General features: G+C 66.5%; 19 protein-coding genes. 8 read left to right on the top strand and 11 right to left on the bottom strand.

Annotated elements, in window-relative coordinates; translation table 11 throughout:
• The first annotated feature begins 144 nt into the window (after positions 1-144).
• Positions 145-513, top strand: a complete 369-nt coding sequence (gspI, locus tag N7422_RS03635) for a type II secretion system minor pseudopilin GspI (protein WP_279805258.1) — start codon at positions 145-147, stop codon at positions 511-513.
• Positions 514-532: 19 nt separating this feature from the next.
• On the opposite strand, the gene N7422_RS03640 is transcribed toward gspI, so the two are convergent.
• Positions 533-1,525, bottom strand: a complete 993-nt coding sequence (locus N7422_RS03640; protein ID WP_279805259.1) for a bile acid:sodium symporter — start codon at positions 1,523-1,525, stop codon at positions 533-535.
• Between the two features lie 80 nt (positions 1,526-1,605).
• On the opposite strand from N7422_RS03640, the gene N7422_RS03645 reads away from it, so the two are divergent.
• The 4 genes from N7422_RS03645 to N7422_RS03660 all read left to right on the top strand — a co-directional run bounded on the left by N7422_RS03645 (position 1,606) and on the right by N7422_RS03660 (position 4,812).
• Positions 1,606-2,397, top strand: a complete 792-nt coding sequence (locus N7422_RS03645; RefSeq protein WP_279805261.1) for a helix-turn-helix transcriptional regulator — start codon at positions 1,606-1,608, stop codon at positions 2,395-2,397.
• Positions 2,398-2,419: 22 nt separating this feature from the next.
• Positions 2,420-3,544, top strand: a complete 1,125-nt coding sequence (gene ampC / locus N7422_RS03650; protein WP_279805263.1) for a class C beta-lactamase — start codon at positions 2,420-2,422, stop codon at positions 3,542-3,544.
• 4 nt (positions 3,545-3,548) lie between these two features.
• The gene (locus N7422_RS03655; RefSeq protein ID WP_279805264.1) at positions 3,549-4,172 is read left to right on the top strand and encodes a glutathione S-transferase; all 624 of its coding nucleotides are present in this window, start codon (positions 3,549-3,551) and stop codon (positions 4,170-4,172) included.
• Positions 4,173-4,479: 307 nt separating this feature from the next.
• Positions 4,480-4,812, top strand: coding sequence for a hypothetical protein (locus N7422_RS03660; protein WP_279805266.1), 333 nt, complete (start codon positions 4,480-4,482; stop codon positions 4,810-4,812).
• Positions 4,813-4,911: 99 nt separating this feature from the next.
• On the opposite strand, the gene N7422_RS03665 is transcribed toward N7422_RS03660, so the two are convergent.
• The 3 genes from N7422_RS03665 to N7422_RS03675 form a co-directional block, all read right to left on the bottom strand.
• Positions 4,912-5,211, bottom strand: a complete 300-nt coding sequence (locus tag N7422_RS03665) for a hypothetical protein (RefSeq protein ID WP_279805268.1) — start codon at positions 5,209-5,211, stop codon at positions 4,912-4,914.
• A 188-nt stretch (positions 5,212-5,399) separates the two neighbouring features.
• Entirely contained in the window at positions 5,400-5,588 is a 189-nt protein-coding gene (locus tag N7422_RS03670) for a hypothetical protein (RefSeq protein ID WP_279805269.1), read from the bottom strand.
• A 140-nt stretch (positions 5,589-5,728) separates the two neighbouring features.
• Entirely contained in the window at positions 5,729-6,049 is a 321-nt protein-coding gene (locus N7422_RS03675) for a YbjQ family protein (protein ID WP_279805270.1), read from the bottom strand.
• Between the two features lie 132 nt (positions 6,050-6,181).
• Between N7422_RS03675 and N7422_RS03680 the strand changes: the two genes are divergently transcribed.
• Complete coding sequence (locus tag N7422_RS03680; protein WP_279805272.1) at positions 6,182-7,609, top strand: MFS transporter; 1,428 nt, start codon at positions 6,182-6,184, stop codon at positions 7,607-7,609.
• Positions 7,606-8,334: a class I SAM-dependent methyltransferase gene (locus N7422_RS03685; RefSeq protein WP_279805274.1), complete on the top strand. Its 729-nt coding sequence runs from the start codon at positions 7,606-7,608 to the stop codon at positions 8,332-8,334. The genes N7422_RS03680 and N7422_RS03685 overlap by 4 nt, the downstream gene beginning before the upstream one ends.
• A gap of 163 nt (positions 8,335-8,497) precedes the next feature.
• On the opposite strand, the gene ribD is transcribed toward N7422_RS03685, so the two are convergent.
• From ribD to N7422_RS03720, 7 genes are read right to left on the bottom strand one after another with little or no spacing between them, the layout of a single operon-like run.
• On the bottom strand, positions 8,498-9,412 hold the full coding sequence (gene ribD / locus N7422_RS03690; protein WP_279805275.1) for a bifunctional diaminohydroxyphosphoribosylaminopyrimidine deaminase/5-amino-6-(5-phosphoribosylamino)uracil reductase RibD: 915 nt from the start codon (positions 9,410-9,412) through the stop codon (positions 8,498-8,500).
• Positions 9,409-10,068 (bottom strand): class I SAM-dependent methyltransferase, encoded by a 660-nt coding sequence (locus N7422_RS03695; RefSeq protein WP_279805277.1) that lies wholly within the window; start codon positions 10,066-10,068, stop codon positions 9,409-9,411. Before N7422_RS03695 ends, ribD begins: the two co-directional genes overlap by 4 nt.
• 12 nt (positions 10,069-10,080) lie before the next feature.
• Positions 10,081-11,772 (bottom strand): WD40 repeat domain-containing protein, encoded by a 1,692-nt coding sequence (locus N7422_RS03700; RefSeq protein ID WP_279805279.1) that lies wholly within the window; start codon positions 11,770-11,772, stop codon positions 10,081-10,083.
• A 24-nt stretch (positions 11,773-11,796) separates the two neighbouring features.
• The gene (gene ribA / locus N7422_RS03705) at positions 11,797-12,393 is read right to left on the bottom strand and encodes a GTP cyclohydrolase II RibA (protein WP_279805280.1); all 597 of its coding nucleotides are present in this window, start codon (positions 12,391-12,393) and stop codon (positions 11,797-11,799) included.
• Positions 12,394-12,426: 33 nt separating this feature from the next.
• Positions 12,427-13,437 carry an SUMF1/EgtB/PvdO family nonheme iron enzyme gene (locus N7422_RS03710; RefSeq protein ID WP_279805281.1) on the bottom strand — a complete coding sequence of 337 codons (1,011 nt, stop codon included), beginning with the start codon at positions 13,435-13,437 and terminating at the stop codon, positions 12,427-12,429.
• Between the two features lie 56 nt (positions 13,438-13,493).
• Positions 13,494-14,387, bottom strand: coding sequence for a VOC family protein (locus N7422_RS03715; RefSeq protein ID WP_279805282.1), 894 nt, complete (start codon positions 14,385-14,387; stop codon positions 13,494-13,496).
• Positions 14,387-15,430, bottom strand: coding sequence for a methyltransferase (locus N7422_RS03720; RefSeq protein ID WP_279805283.1), 1,044 nt, complete (start codon positions 15,428-15,430; stop codon positions 14,387-14,389). Before N7422_RS03720 ends, N7422_RS03715 begins: the two co-directional genes overlap by 1 nt.
• Before the next feature lie 311 nt (positions 15,431-15,741).
• On the opposite strand from N7422_RS03720, the gene N7422_RS03725 reads away from it, so the two are divergent.
• Positions 15,742-16,386, top strand: coding sequence for a transcriptional regulator (locus N7422_RS03725; RefSeq protein ID WP_279805284.1), 645 nt, complete (start codon positions 15,742-15,744; stop codon positions 16,384-16,386).
• The last annotated feature ends 50 nt before the right edge of the window (positions 16,387-16,436 follow it).

Genomic DNA, 16,436 nt, shown 5'->3' on the forward strand with positions numbered 1-16,436 from the left:
GGCATTCCTTGCTTGAATTCGAATCGGGGGCCGATTGTTGCAAGCCGGTATGTCACGGATATTGAAAAAGCTCGGGAGTGGCCGTCGTCAAACCGTCATCGCGCCGCTCTACAGTGCCGCTTTGCCCTGGGCGGAGGGAACGTCGTGCGCGCCACCGAGGACGGCTTCACCCTGATCGAAGTGCTGGTGGCGTTGACCATCGTCGCCGTGGCCATGGCCGCCGCCGTGCGCGCCACCGGGCTGATGACCCAGGGCAACGGGCTGCTGCGCGACAAAGGGCTGGCCTTGCTGGCGGCCCAGGGGCGGCTGGCCGAGCTGAAACTGGAAGGCGACGCTCGCCCCGGCGTGCAGCAGTTCGAATGCGACCAGGGGCGCCTGCGCCTGCGCTGCGAGCAACGCGTAGCGCGCGCGCAGGGCGGTGTCATGGAGGTGTCCGTGCAGGTGTTCGACCGTCAGCACGAAGGGCCGGCGCTGGCGCGATTGCAGACGCTGCTCGGTGCACATCCCCCATGACAAGGGTCGCGCCCCGAACTCAGGATGCCAGCGGAGCTCGCTCGCCTTCCTCGACCCGCGCGGCATAGCGCTGCGCCAGCACCGCGCACACCATCAGCTGGATCTGATGGAACAGCATCAACGGCAGGATCATCGCGCCGATGCCACCACCGACGAACAGCACCTGGGCCATCGGCACCCCGGTTGCCAGGCTCTTCTTGGACCCGGCGAACAGGATGGTGATGCGATCCTCGACACTGAAACCGAGCACCCGCCCGAGCAGGCGCGTGCCCAGCAACACCACCGCCAGCAGGATTGCGCACACGGCGAACAGCCCAGCCAGATGCTGCGGCGACACCGTGTGCCACAGGCCGGTGACCACCGCCGCGCTGAACGCGGTGTACACCACCAGCAGGATCGAGCCCTGGTCCACCACCTTCAGCCAGCGCGCGTTGCGCTTGACCCAGTCTCCGATCCAGCGCCGGGCGATCTGTCCGGCCACGAACGGCACCAGCAACTGCAGGGTGATCTTCAGCACCGCATCCAGGCCGGGGCCGGTGTCCCCGGAGGCGCCGAGCAACATCACCACCAGCAATGGCGTGAGGAAGATCCCCAGCAGGCTCGAAGCCGCCGCGCTGCAGATCGCCGCCGGCACGTTGCCTCGGGCCAGCGAGGTGAAGGCGATGGCCGACTGCACCGTGGCTGGCAAGGCGCACAGGTAGAGCACGCCCAGGTACAGCTCGTTGCCCACAAGGGGCACGAACAGCGGCTTGAACGCCAGGCCCAGCAACGGGAACAGCACGAAGGTGCAGGAGAACACCAGCAGGTGCAGGCGCCAGTGGCCAGCGCCGGCGATGATCGCTTCGCGCGACAGCTTGGCGCCGTGCAGGAAGAACAGCAGGCCGATGGCCAGGTTGGTCAGCCAGCCGAACAGCACCGCGCCTTCGCCGGAACACGGCAGCACGGTGGCAATGAACACCACCCCGAGCAAGGCCAGGGTGAAATTGTCGAACAGCATGCGCAGGTACTTCATCACAGGTTCCGTCTTGTCTTTGTGCAAGCCTGGACGATAAGGTCTTGGCCTTCGAACCGCTAACGCCGGAACCCCTGCCAGTGTCGCCCAACGGACACCACGATCATCGCCTGGACAGCCTCGGGCAGTTGCCCCGCCCGGTTTACGGCCAGGCCGACAGCCTGCCGAACATCGCCCTTGGCTATCGTCACCAGCATCCCTGGGGACAGTTGTCCCATGCCCGCTCGGGGCTGTTGCGCGTGCGCACCCGCGAAGGCCTGTACCTGGTGCCGCCGCAGCATGCGGTATGGATCGCGGCGCGGGTGCCGCACCAGGTCAGTTGCGACGCCGGCACCCACATCCGCAGCCTGTACATCCAGCCCGACGCCTTGCCCTGGCCCGCCGCGCAGTGCCGGGTCATCGCCGTGGAGGCGCTGCTGGGCGAGTTGATCCAGACCTTCGCCGGCCTGCCGGTCGAGTACGACAGCACAGGCGCCGACGGGCGCCTGGTGCAGGTGCTGCTCGATCGCCTGGCCTGCGCCCGGGAAGCGCCGTTGTTGTTGCCGCTGCCACGCGACCGCCAGTTACGACAGATCTGCAATCGCCTGCAGCGCGCAGCGGACGACCCGCGTAGCCTGGGTGACTGGGCGCAACGTCTGGGCGTCTCGCAGAAGACCCTGAGCCGCCGCTTCCTGCGCGAAACCGGCCTGACGTTCCGACACTGGCGCCAGCGCGCGCGCCTGCTCACCGCCCTGCCAGCACTGGAGCGCGGCGAACGGGTCACCGACGTTGCCCTGGCCTGCGGCTACGCCTCGCTGTCGGCGTTCATCGCCGCGTTCGGCGAGCATTTCGGCCAGTCACCCGGCGAATTCCTGCGTCGCCGGCCCCACTGATTCACGACAAGGAACGCCCACCATGAAACGTCCCCACCTGCTACTGGCCACTGCCCTGACACTGGCCGCGCCGCCCCTGCTGGCCGATGAGCTGCAAAGCACCGTCGATGGCGTCATCCAGCCGCTGATGCGCGAGCAGAACATCCACGGCATGGCCGTGGCGGTGTATGCCAACGGCCAGGCGCGCTACTTCAGCTACGGCTGGGCGAACAAGGCCGACCAGCAGGCCGTGAGCCACGACACCCTGTTCGAGGTGGGTTCGGTGAGCAAGACCTACACCGCCACCCTCGCCGCCCTCGCCAGCGCCGAAGGCAAGCTCGACCTCGCGGCCCCCGCGAGCCGCTACCAGCCCGCCCTGGCCAAGGCACCGATCGGCAGTGCCAGTGTGCTGGAGCTGGGCGCCTACAGCGGCGACTGCCTGCCGCTGCAGTTCCCCGACGAGGTACAGACGCCCGAGCAGACCCTGGCCTGGTTCCAGCACTGGCAGCGCCGCGCCGAACCAGGCACCCAGCGCTGCTACTCGAACCCGAGCCTGGGCCTGTTCGGTGACCTGGCCGCCCGGCGCCCCTTCGCCGAGCTGATGACCCAGCAGCTGCTGCCTCGCCTGGGCCTGAAACACACCTACCTGGAAGTCCCGGCCAGCGCCCGTGGCCTCTATGCCCAAGGTTACGATGCCCAGGACCGACCGGTGCGCGTCAGCCCAGGTCCTTACGCCGACCAGGCCTATGGCATCAAGACCAGCGCCAGCGACCTGCTGCGCTACGTGCAACTGCAACTGCAGCCGGCCGAGCTCGATCCGGCCCTGCGCCAGGCCATCGCCATCACCCACTCGGGCTTCTTCCAGGTCGGCGCCATGACCCAGGGCCTTGGCTGGGAGCGCTACCCCTATCCGGTCGCGCTCGAGACCCTGCTGGCCAACAACGGCACGAAGATGATCCGTGAAGCCCAGGCCACCCGTGCCCTGACCCCGGCCCTGCCGGCCGAGCCCGCCGCCTGGTACAACAAGACCGGCGCCACCACTGGCTTCGGCGCCTACGTGGCGTTCGTGCCGTCGAAAGGCATGGGCATCGTCCTGCTGGCCAACCGCAACTACCCCAACGAAGAACGCGTGCGCGCCGCGCAACGCATCCTCTCGAGCCTGGAGTGACGGCATGCTGAACATCCTGGGCAAGGCCTCGTCGATCAACGTGCGCAAGGTACTGTGGACCTGCGTCGAGCTGAACCTGCCCTTCCGTCGCGAAGACTGGGGCAGTGGCTTCAAGCCCACCGACTCGCCCGAGTTCCTGGCGCTGAACCCCAACGCCATGGTGCCGGTAATCGTCGATGGCGATTTCGTGCTGTGGGAGTCCAACACCATCCTGCGCTACCTGGCCAACCAGCACGGCGGGGCACACCTCTACCCCGGCGCGACCCGTGCCCGGGCGGCGGTGGACCAGTGGCTGGACTGGCAGGCCACCGACCTCAACGACGCCTGGCGCTATCCGTTCATGGCCCTGGTGCGGCAGTCGCCAGCCCATCAGGACCCGGCCCTGCTGGCCAGCGCCAGCGCCCTGTGGACGGCGAAGATGAGCCTGCTCGAACAGCACCTGCAGGCCACCGGTGCCTATGTTGCCGGTGAGGCATTCAGCCTGGCCGACGTCGCTATCGGCCTGTCGCTCAACCGCTGGTATCGCACGCCACTGCAGCACCCACCGCTGCCGGCATTGGCGGCCTATCATGCGCGCCTGCGTCTGCGCCCAGGCTTCCTGGAACATGGCGACAATGGAACTGCCTGACAGTAAAAGCAGGATTGTCGGACAAGATGTAGTGCATAAAAATTTTCACTACAAATGTATTGACGCCTTTCCCAGGCCTTGGGCATGATGAGGCCGTCTCCCTGATCGGGAGCGGTGGCAAGGGTGTTCCAGACGGCTTGCGCGGTAACGCAGGCCGTCCGTGGAGAGGGAAACTGCCCAGAAGGCAGCGTGAGAAAGCCCCTGTTGCGATGCTGCTGTAGCAGCCTTGGTTAGCGCGCTACATAACGTGGCGCCCAATGTGAAATTCAGCCGAACTTCACCAACGAATGAGAGTAATGGGGGCTTTATGATGAACTTGAACAACAATCCAACCATCGACCAACTGGCTCAGCTGTTCGCCGCGCGCAAGGACAGCCTCGACGACCACCTGCTGTGGGTCAGCCAGTCCGGCGAGGTCCGCCTGGACCGCCTGCCGCCGAACACGGTCGAAGATGAATTCGAATCGCACATGCCCAGCATGCGTGCCCGCTTCAAGGTCTACCGCCGTGGCCAGGGCTACGTCGGCAAGAAGGCCGCCGCCGACACCACCTTCGTCGGCCGCGTCCTCGAGACCCTGCAACAAGAATGGCCTACCGCCCGCGAGCGGCAGGCAGTCAAGGTGATCGACTCGCTGAACTGAACCAGCCAGTACCGCACCGCATCTTCAGCCCGGCCCCACAAGGCCGGGCTTTTTCATGCCTGCATGAGGGCCACCGGTTGCCCGGCGCAACCGTCACGCTCAGGCCTGAAGCCGCTCGGGCTCCGGCAGCGGCAAGGCGCCGGTGGCCAAGGCACGGGCACGGTCCACGCCCCACACCAGCGCGCGGGTCATGGTCTCGCCAGGACGTGTGGGGTAGTACTCCTCCAGCAGGGCCTTGCCGTCGCGGGCATACAGCCCCAGGAACAGCTGCGTGGCCCCAAGGCGGGAAAGCCGCACCTGCACATCGATGCTGGTGCCGTCGCTCAACTCCTCGTCGTGACAGCGGCTGTGCAGCTGCGCATCGGCCCACTGCCAGTAGGTCTCTTCCCTGATTCGCATTGAAGTCAATACTCCGTATCTGAAATGCCGCGCAAGAAAAGCACAGCCACGGGCCCGCGGCGAGGGGGACACGCCGATACCATGAGCGGGGTCAAGAAATGGCGGGAAAAGCTTGCCGTTGGGCGGTTTCGTGACGACTGGACAGATGCCATCGCAGGGCAAGCCCCGCGATGGCGTTCAGCGCTGGTTCATTTCTTCGAGGGCACACGTGGCGTGAAGCGGCCCTTCTTGGCGCGCTGCAGATGCGCCGGTTGCAGCTGCTGCGATTCGTCCAGGGTCATGTTGGCAAAGCCCAGGCGTAACGCCGACTGGCCACAGCGCACCTGGCTGTTGATCGGAAACGCATCGTTCAGGTCTTCGAAATAGGATTCGCTCATGCCCAGTGTCCCTCCAATGGCGACCGTGCCGACAAGCAACGCGCTTGCCTAGATAAGCGGCGGTCCGTTGAAATGAGACTAGCCGGTCATTTGCGGACCAGCCGGACAAAACCTGCCAGCCCGACCAGTGGCAACTGGCCTTACTTCAAGCGCACCGCCGTGCCGGTGGCGAACACCACGACCATGCCGCCCTGCACCGAAGGCATGCTGATCTCGAAGTCCACCCCCACCACGGCATCGGCCTGCAACTGCCGTGCCCGTGCCTCGAGTTCCTCGGTGGCCTGCTCACGCGCCAGCTTCAGCGCGCTTTCCAGAGTCTGCGAACGGCCCCCGAAGAAGTCGCGAAAACGTGCGAAGAAATCGCGCACGAAGTTGATCCCCTGCACCGATTCGGCGCTGACCACGCCGAGGTACTCGGCAACGGGACGGCCTTCGAGCTGGCTGGTGGTGGTGATGATCATGGGGAACTCCTGAGGCAAGGCGAAAGGGCGCGATCCTAGCAAATCCGCGCCGGGCAAATTACACAAGCAACAGCTTGAACAATTATTTTCCGGCTCCTAGACTCCCAGCGCAGGCACACGCAAGGAGCGCCCATGACCGCCATTCCCGAACAGCCACCTGCCCGCTGGAGCGAACTGCTCAGCGGTGGCAACGCGCTGCGTTCGATCGCCCTGGCCGGTGGCGTCGCCCTGCACGCCATCAATGTCTATATCGTCACCACCCTGCTGCCCACCGTGATCGAGGAGATCGGCGGTCTGGCCTTCTATGCCTGGAACACCACGCTGTTCGTGGTGGCGTCGATCATCGGCTCCACCCTCTCCACCCGCCTGTTGGCCCGCGGCGGACCGCGCGTGGCCTACCTGCTGGCACTGCTGGTGTTCGTCATCGGCTCGACGCTCTGCGCGCAGGCCACCAGCATGCCGATGCTGCTGGTCGGGCGCAGCGTGCAAGGTCTGGGCGGCGGTATCCTGTTCGCCCTGAGCTATGCCCTGATCCACCTGGTGTTCGCCCCCCGCCTGTGGCCGCGCGCCATGGCCCTGGTCTCGGCGATGTGGGGCGTGGCCACACTGTGCGGCCCGGCCGTGGGCGGCGTATTCGCCGAAGGCGGGCACTGGCGCTGGGCATTCTGGTCACTGTTGCCGGCGGCCGCGGGCCTAGCGCTGATCGTCTGCCTGCGCCTACCGGCGCGACAGACTCGCGACGACGACGGTGCGCGTCCGGCCTATGGACTGATCGCCTGTCTGGTGGCCTCGGTGCTGGCGATCTGCGCGGCCAGCCTTTCCGGCTCGCCGTGGATCAGCCTGGCCTGCATCCTCGCGGGCCTTGCCCTCGCCGCGCTGATCGCCCGCCTCGATCCCCGGGCGCGCCATCACCTGCTGCCCACCGGCGCCTACAGCCTCAGGCAGCCGATGGGCGCGCTGTTCGCCATGATGTGCCTGCTGGTGACGGCCATCACCAGCGAAATCTACGTCCCCTACTTCCTGCAGCGCATCCATGGCTTCGGCCCTCTGGCCGCCGGCTACCTGACCGCCGTGATGGCGGCCGGCTGGACGGTCGGCGCCCTGGCCAGCGCCGGGCGCGATCGCGACGGCGGCGCCTGGCAGATCCGCTTCGGCCCGCTGCTGGTGGCCGTTGCGCTGCTGACCCTGGCGTTGCTGACGCCCGCTGCCACATGGATGGCCGACACGCCCGGCCTGGTCCTGTATGCCCTGGCCCTGGCCGGCGTGGGCCTGGGTATCGGCCTGGGCTGGCCACACCTGCTCACTCGGGTGTTGCAGGCCGCGCGCCCAGGAGAGGAAAACCTCGCCTCGGCCTCGATCACCACCGTACAGCTCTATGCCACCGCCCTCGCCGCGGCCCTGGCCGGCCTGGTCGCCAACGGCGCCGGGCTGGTCGAACCCGGCGGCGTCGAGGGTGCACGCCAGGCCGCGCTGTGGCTGTTCGCCGTGTTCGCCTGCGCGCCATTGCTGGCACTGCCGCTGGCGCTTCGAATCACCTCTCGACGCAAGGAGTGCCCATGAAGGAATCCAAGGAAGTCTACGAACGTATCAGCGAGCAGTTCGAGGACTTCACCAGCCACGCCAGCCAACGCGGGGTGGAGGTCGACACGTTCCGCTACATGGCCGGTGACGTAACCGGCGAGGACATCCTCGACCTGGCCTGCGGCCACGGCTTCTTCAGCCGCCGCCTCAAGGACTGGGGCGCGGCCCGGGTACACGGCGTTGACATCTCGCCGAGCATGATCCATCAGGCGCGCCAGGCCAACGACGGCATCGCCTACGAAGTCCGGGACGTGGCGAAGATGGGCGGCATCGGCCAGTTCGACAAGGTCACGGCCGCCTGGCTGTTCAACTACGCCGCCAGCGTCGAGGAGCTACGGCGCATGTTCGAGACCGTCTCGCTCAACCTCAAGCGCGACGGGCAACTGATCGCCTACACCGCCAACCCGGCCTTCGATCTGGGACGGGGCAATTTCACCGATTACGGCATTCGGGTACTGGACGAGCAGCCGGTGGAAGGCGGCTTTCACTGCCAGGGCCAGTTCATGAGCACGCCACCCGCGGACTTCACCTACTACCGCTGGCACAAGCACGTCTACGAGCAGGCCGCCCACGACGTGGGCCTGCGCAACGTGCGCTGGATCGCGCCGCTGATCAGCGGGATTCGCAAAAGGGCGCATCCGCCGGGGTACTGGGACCTGTTCGAGCAGAACAGCCTGCAGATCGGCTTGATCTGCAGCCGTTGAAATGATCGGGGCTTGCGCATTTCCCTGTGGGAGCGGCCTTGCGTCGCGAAAGGGCCGCAAGGCGGCCCCGGCAATTTCAGCGTTTCACCGCAACAAGGGCTGCTGCGCACCTTTCGCGACGCAAGGCCGCTCCCACAGGGACAATACGGCGCTCACGAAGGCCTCAGACCTGCACTAGCCATTCGTCCACCAGCCCCTGACGCGCGAGGGCCTCGCACCATGCGGGCTCGGCCTCGACCTGGACTTCGTTGCAGTCGAGCTCGTGCAGTACCTGCAGCACCCGCTGCGCGGTGACATCCTCCAGCACCTGGCAACGTACCCGGGCATGGCGCCCGTCACGCCGGGCCTGCGCCGCATGCAGCAGCAGCGTTGGCACGCGGCCGTCGAGCACCTTGGCCGAGGCCGGACACGCCAGTTCCCGGTCGACCAGCACCCGCAACGGCGCTACCGGCTCGGCCCGCTGCGCAGGGACCTGCGCCAGCAGCGAGGTGTCGCACGCCTTCACCCAGTCGCAGGTGCTCAGCAAGGCCGAGGCCCGTCCGCGCCAGTGCTCCAGCGGTGCCTGCTCATCGCAGTGGCTGAGCATCGCGCCCTCGCCCGCCGCGCCGATCGCCAGCGCCGCGGGCCGCAACACCCGCACCCAGGGGCGTCGGCGCTCGATGCGCGAGAAGAACCCGCGATTGAGCGCCCGCGCCTCCGGGCACGGTAACGCCTCGACCTCGATACCCGCCTGGCGCAGCCGCTCGGCGCCGATGCTCTGCGAGGCATCGGCGCTGGCGCTGACCACCCGGCGCACGCCGGCGGCCACCAACGCATCGGCGCACGGCGGCGTGCGCCCCTGATGGCCGCAGGGTTCAAGTGTGACGTAGGCGGTGGCCCCTCGCGCCGCCGTGCCCGCCTCGCGCAGCGCGTGCACCTCGGCATGGGCCGAGCCGGCGCACTGGTGCCAGCCACGCCCCACCACCTGGCCATCGTTGACGATCACGCAGCCGACCCGTGGGTTGGGCATCGTGCTGTACAGGCCCTGGCAGGCGAGTGCCAGGGCCATGTCCAGGTAATGCCGGTCGAGAGTGCTCACGTACGGACCAGCGCCAGCAGGTAGCGCGCTTCGCCGTGCTGACGCTCGATCACCTCCAGGCCCTGCCAGGTGAAACCGTGGGCCTGCAGGGTCTGGCGGATGCCATCGTCGGTGAAGAAGTAGCCTTTGCGCCCGTTGTCCATCTCCCGCCAGCCTGCCTCGGGGTGGGCATCATCGACACCGAACACGTTCAGTCCCACCAGCGCGCCTGGGCGCAGCAGGCGGCGCACATGGGCCAGGTACGGGCCCCACTCCTCCGGGTGCTGGTGGTGGAAGCAGCCGTTGTCCAGGGCTGCGTCGAACACCGTCCCCGCCACAGGCTGCCAGTCCTGCATGGCCTTGTTGACCAACGCCAGGCGATCGCCCCAGCGCTTGCGCAGCAATGGCCAGCTGGAGTTCTCGACGATGTCGAGGCCGGTGACCCGGTGGCCAGCGAGGATGAACGTGGAGGCATCGCGCCCGCGCCCCACGCCGATATCCAGCACATGCTGGTCGGCGCGGTCGTCCAGGCGCTCGAGGAAGGCCTGGGCCGCCTGGATCATGCCGATATCCCACGACCATTCGTCTTCGCCATGGCTATAGCGATGCACGAACGATGTGTCGAGGGCCTTGCGGTAGTCATCCTGGGCCATGAAGCCCGTTGCTTGCTTGCTCATCGTGCTGCTCCTTCAGGATGCCAGGCGGGCGTCGATGCCGTAGATGCGCCCGTCATAGGAGCTGGCGAGAAACGCATCGCTGGTGGCGTCATGGGTCAGGCAGGAAATGCCGCTGGCGGTCGGCCGCTGCACCGGCAACCAGCGCCGCGAAGCCAGGTCGAACAGCGCCACGGTGCCGTTGTAGGCCGCGGTGGCGATCACCCGGCCATCCTCGGAGGCGGCGATGCACTTGATCGAATGCTGGTGCGGCGAGTCGAACACTTCGTCGCCGGTATCCAGCCACAGGCGCAGCTTGAGGTCGCGGCCGATGCTGGCAAAGCCGCCGGTGATCGGGCAGCAGCCGTTGGAAATGCGCGTGTGCGCGCCCTCGATATGCCGCACGCAGCTGAAGTCGGCGATGCTGTGCAACGCCGCGTCGGCCGAGGCGCAGACGCTGAACAGGTGACGGTCGTCGGCGGCCACGCCCTTGATCGCGTTGTCGTGCATGGGGATCGACGCCACCAGGCGCAGGCCACCCTTGCCGTCGTGGGCGAACACCAGCCCTTCGCCGGTGTAGGTGCCGATCAGCGCCAGGCCCTCGCCGTGCCGGACGAAGGTGGCGCCACAATTGAGCGGCGACCGGTGCTGGTACAGCATGCGCCCGGACAGACCATCGAACACCTGGCCCATCTGGCCACCGGTGAGCAGCAGCGGGCCGAACGGCAGGAGGAAGTTGCACAGGCTGCCGACAGAGGTCACCGGCTGATCGTCGCGGTGCAGGATGCCGGCATCGCCGATGCTGTACTGACGCTCGTCGCTGCGCACCACGGCATTGATGCTCACCGCAGGCTCGATGCCCGACACGTGCCACCGGTCCTGCTCGTAGTTCCAGGTGGCATAGCGTGAGCCGAAGGTGGCGAACACCAATTGCTCGTCGCCGACGAAAGCGCAGCTGCGTGGCCAGACGATGCTCGGCAGCGCGGTGCTGCGGCGCTTGACCAGGTTGCGCCCGGCATCGAAGGTCCAGAGGATCGCCGAGCGGTCGTAGCTCAGGCTCACCAGCAGGCGCTTGTCGTCGTTCCAGACGATGCGCTTGATCCCCGCCGCATGGGCCGGCACGGTCTGCACCTGACCTTGGGCGATGATCGAGATGCGCCCCTCGTCGTCACCGGCGAACACCACGCCCTCGCGGGTGATGGCGATGGTGTCGGTTTCCACGCCGCCGATGTCCACCTCGTCGCATTGCTGGCCGGTGCGGGTGTCCCACTGGCGCACGGTGCCGTCGTCGCTGCTGGAAATCAGGCGCTGGCCGTCCGGCGACCAGACCACCGAGATGACATCGGCCTGGTGACCGTGAAACGCCTGCAGCTGCGCGCCGTCGAGGTCGAAGATGCGCAGCACGTGATCGCGCGAGCAGGTCGCCACACGTTGGCTGTCGGGCGAGAACACCGCCATTTCCACGTCATCGCCATGCCCTTGCAGCACGGCCTTAAGGCGCATGCTCGGCACTTCCCAGATTCGCGCGGTGTAGTCGCTGCTGGCGCTGACAAGGTACTTGCCGTCACTGCTGAACGCACACTGGTTGGCCAGGTGGTCGTGGTGCACGCGATGGATCGGCTCGCCGGTGGCGGCGTTCCACAGGATCACCTGGTTGTCATAACCGGCGGTGGCGACGAAATGCGCGGCATGGGCGGCGATACCGCTGATGGGGCCAATGTGTTTCATCGAAAGATCCTTTTTCGAGGTGGGTCAGAGCTTGATCGAATGGCTGGACTTGACGGCCTTCGCCTGCAGGTAGTTGCGGTTGTGATTGGTCAGGAACACCCCGGTGGGCACCTGCTCGATCACATCGATGCCACCGGCGCGCAGCTGGGCGACCTTTTCCGGGTTGTTGGTCAGCAGCCGGCACTGGTTCACCCCCAGGGCGCGCAGGATCTGCACGGCCGGGTCGAACGAACGCGAGTCGGCCAGGTGATTGAGGCGCAGGTTGGCCTCGTAGGTGTCCAGGCCCGAGTCCTGCAGCAGGTAGGCCTCGAACTTGGAGTACAGGCCGATGCCGCGCCCTTCCTGGCGCAGGTAGATCAGGTAGCCGCCGACCTCCTTGAGGGTGCGCAGCGCTTCCTGCAATTGCGGACCGCAGTCGCAGCGCTGCGAGCCGAACACATCGCCGGTAATGCACTCGGAGTGCACCCGCACCAGCGGCACGTCGCACTGGTCGCGGCCGATGCCCACGGCGAAATGCTCCTGATTGCGCTCGAAGCCGTGGAAACCGAAGAAGTGGGCATCGACGTCGCCGCCGAGGATGGAAATCGGCACGATGGTGTGAAGCGAAACATCCTTGTTCATGGGATCAGACCTCTTGCACGGAAGACGGAATTCTCAGTTGTGGTTTTCAACCAGGCGAAAGCCCATGACATAGATCGGTCGTGGGTAACGCCCGTGGCGGCGCGCGGTGCGCGCCAGGTCGCGAAAACGGGTGAAGCTGCCACCACGCGCCACGCGGTGGGTGCCGACATCGAGCACCAGGTCGTCCTCGATGCACGGACCGCCGGGATACGCCTGGTAATCCTCGGCCACGTACTCCTCGACGTTGCCGGCCATGTCGAGCACGCCGAAAGGCGAAGCGCCGTCGACGAACGCGCCGACCGGGGTGCTGTCCAGATAGCCCAGCTCGGCAGTGTTGGCATGTTCCACCTGATACACGTCGCCCCAGGGGAACTGCCGCCCTTCGGCGCCAGCGGCGGCATACTCCCACTGCGCCTCGGTCGGCAGGGCGAAACGCCGGCCAGTGCGCGCGCCGAGCCACCGGGCGTAGGCGTCGGCGTCACTGGCCGACACGCTGTACACCGGATGGTTGGCGTGATGCCTCGGGTAACGGCCGAACGCCCAGCCATCGGGAATGCCGGCATGACCGCTGTCGAGCAGGAACTGGCGGTACTCCTGATGCGTCACGGGGAAACGGGCGATGCGAAACGCCGCCAGCTCGCGTTCATGGCGCGGGGTCTCCTTGTCGATCCAGCTGCGGTCCAGCCCCAGCCCGTCGAACTGATCCATCACCTGCTCCACCGCGCGCGGATCGAGGCCGATGCTGACCCGCGCCGCCGGGATATCGATCATCTGCGGGGCGAAGGTGTCGATGCGCGGATCGCCGCGCACGGCCAGCACCTCGCCGGCCGCGATGCGCCGGACCAGGGGCTGGCTGGGTTGCTCGAGCAGCGCCAGCAGATCCCCTGTCGGGCAGTCGAGCAACGCGCCGAACGCCTCGGCGACCTGTGCCTGCAACGGCTGCTCCTGATAGTGCTCCGGGTACCCCATCAACGCCCGGTCACTGACATCCTTGGGCAGCGGGCTGGGCAGCCGTGGCCAATGCCACTGTTTGTAGCTGTTCATGCGAATACCTGTCTGGGCGCCCGCCTGCCGGACGGCAGGCGGGGGACGACGTGAAATCAGAGGCGGTCGAGCAGCAACCTTGGGTTGCTTTCGATCATTTCCACTTCGGCGCTGTAGACCTCGATCACCAGGCCATCCGGATCTTCGAAGTAGACGGCGCTGCGCACGTTGTCGGGCCCATGGTGATAGCCCGGCGCCGGACCGTTGCCCTTGACCAGCTTGATGTCACCGGCAGCGCTGACCTGCCCGGCGATGCGCCGCACATCTTCGGGCAACGCCCGCACGCCGATGTGGTAGCCGGCCGGATAGCTGAACGACTCGCTCTGCTCGATGAAGAAGTCGAAACCGTTGAGCTCCATGACGGCCTTGCGCGGACCAAGGTTGTAGCAGTAGTTGGCGCCGAGGATGTCGCGATAGAACGCCTTGGAGGCTTCCAGGTCGCGGGTGAGGATGTTGACGTGGTTCAGCTCGGGACGCTGCGCGGCCCGCGCCGCCTCGTCCAGCTCCAGGCCGTCGAGCGAGCGCCACAGCTTGGTCGCCGCGGCGAACTTGGCGAAGCCCGCCAGCCAGCCCTTGATCGCCAGTTCCGGCGCCTGCCCGGCAGCGATGTCCAGCGAATACGGGTAAAGGAAGCCCTGGCTCACCTGCTGCCACTGGGCGATCACGCCACTGCCGGACGGCAACTGCGCCAGCGAACCTTGCACACGCAACAGGACCAGCGCGGTATTGCGGCACAAGGTCGAGGCTTCGGTGAGCAAGGTGTTCAGCGCAGCTGGCGGCGTGGCACTGTCGAGCAACAGGCACACCGCATCCACCGGCCCCTGGCCGACGGCTTTCTGGCTGACCTGCAGGCTGAAGCCCGCCGCCGCCGCCGCGCTACCCAGGCTGTCCAGGGCCTGGGCGGCCGCATCCCCGAGGGGCGCGGCGTGCAATGCCAGAAGACGTAGCATCAGGCAGCCCTCCGTCCGATCAGCAGGGTGTAGCGGCCGATCGGCTCCTGCTCCACCGTCAGTCCGGCCGAGGCCATGCTGTCGATCAGGTAGCGGGTGGAATGCAGTTCGCCGTTGGCCGTGTTGAGCATCATGTGCAGGGAGAAGTCCGCCGACAGGGCCGGATGGATTTCGTCATCCTCCAGCGCCATGCTCAGCACCAGCAGCGCGCCGCCCGCCTCGACCATGCCGGCGGCACCGGCGATCAAGGTACGGACCTGCTCGCGGGTAAAGTAGTGCAGGCAGTCGTTGAGCATCACCACGTCGGCGCGCTCGCCCTGGTACTGCGCCAGGTCCAGCAGGTTGCGGGCATGGAAGCCCAGGCGGCTGTCCAGGCCGTACTTGGCGAAGGTCGCGGCAGCCGCCTCGCGGGTCGGCTCTAGGTCCCAGACTTCGCCGTTGACCTGCGGGTGACGATTGGCAATCTCCGCCAGGTAGGTGCCGTGGCCGCCGGCCAGGTCGATCACCCGGCGCGCCTTGTCGAACAGCGGCAGGTCACGCAGGACGTCGACCATCGGCTGACTGAAGCGGACCATGGCGTCGTTGAAGGCATCGCGGGCCGCCAGGTCATGCTTGAAGCGGTTTTCCTGCTGGAAGTCGAGTGAGCCGCGGCTGCGCAGCACCTCGTCCAGGCGTGGCCAGTTGTGCCATTGCAGGCGCTGGTGATCGATGATCGGACCGATGAATTCGGCGCTGTCGCTGACCAAAAAGCGCTGGCTCAGCGGCACGTTCTCGAAACCCTGCGCGGTTCGCTTGAGCAGGCCCATGGCGACCAGGGCGTTGAGGAAGATGCGCCCCTTGTTAGGCACCCACCCCAGCGCCTCGCTCAAGCCCTGGGCACTGACCGGTTGGCGAGCATGGTCGAACACGCGCTGGGCCAGCGCCGAATGCAGGATGGCGGACTGACGGTACTGGTCGGAGAGTTTCACCAGGTCGACCACACCCTGCAGGCTGCTCACCTCGTCGGCGTGTTCGTAGATGGTCACGGGTTTCTGGGCATTCATGCACTCACGTCCCTGTCGAGTTATTGGTGATGGACCTGTACCCGGCAACTGCCAGCAAGAGGCTCAACAGACTTGCACGCACCCCTCCCTGGGACCGGCAAGCACAGGCTCAGAAAATCAGCCTAGACGTGAGCCCAAGAAACACAAATAAAAACTTTTATATTTTTATCGAATATGAATTTTTAGTTTGATACTCGTTTATCTTGCACAAAACCTCGCCGATCCGGGCTATCCTTCGCCCACTTGCCTGTGCAAAGGATGGCCCAGGAGAGTGCCCGATCCGCTCATTCACGCCCGGTTTCCAGCGCTCCATGACCTCGACCACCGTTGATTCGAACACCACCACCGACCGCATCCTGTTCCTGCTCAAGACCCGCGGGCCGCTGAAGACCGCCGACCTGGCGCAACTGCTGGCCATCACCTTCGAAGCCACGCGCCAGCAAGTACAGAAACTGCAGGCCGCCGACCTCGTCAGCGGCGTGACCGTGCCGGCCAAGGGCGCCGGTCGGCCTTCGCAGAAATGGGCGCTGACCGCCACCGCCCAGCGCCGCTTCCCCGACGCCCACAGCGTGCTGACCTTGCAACTGATCGAGAGTGTCGAAGAGGTGTTCGGCAGCGAGGGCATCGACCGTCTGATCAGCCGCATGGAAGACAGCAACAGCCGCGAATACCAGCAGGCCTGCGACACGGCCACAAACCTGGAGGACAAGGTACGCATCCTCGTCCAGCTGCGCGAACGGGCGGGCTACATGGCGCAAATGCAGGCCGATGGAGAGGCCTGGCTGATCGTCGAGAACCACTGCCCGATCTGCGTCGCCGCCACCCGTTGCCAAGGGTTCTGCCGCAGTGAACTGCAGGTGTTCCAGACGGCGATCGGCGAAACGGCGCGGGTGGAGCGGTGTGAACACCTGATCTCAGGCGATCGCCGCTGTGTCTACCGAGTTTCACCGAAGTAAGCTGCTAGATTCCGACAAACATGGGAGCGGGCCTGCCCCGCGACAAGGCC

It is taken from the genome of Pseudomonas sp. GD04091 (genome assembly GCF_029836165.1).
Lineage (GTDB): Bacteria > Pseudomonadota > Gammaproteobacteria > Pseudomonadales > Pseudomonadaceae > Aquipseudomonas.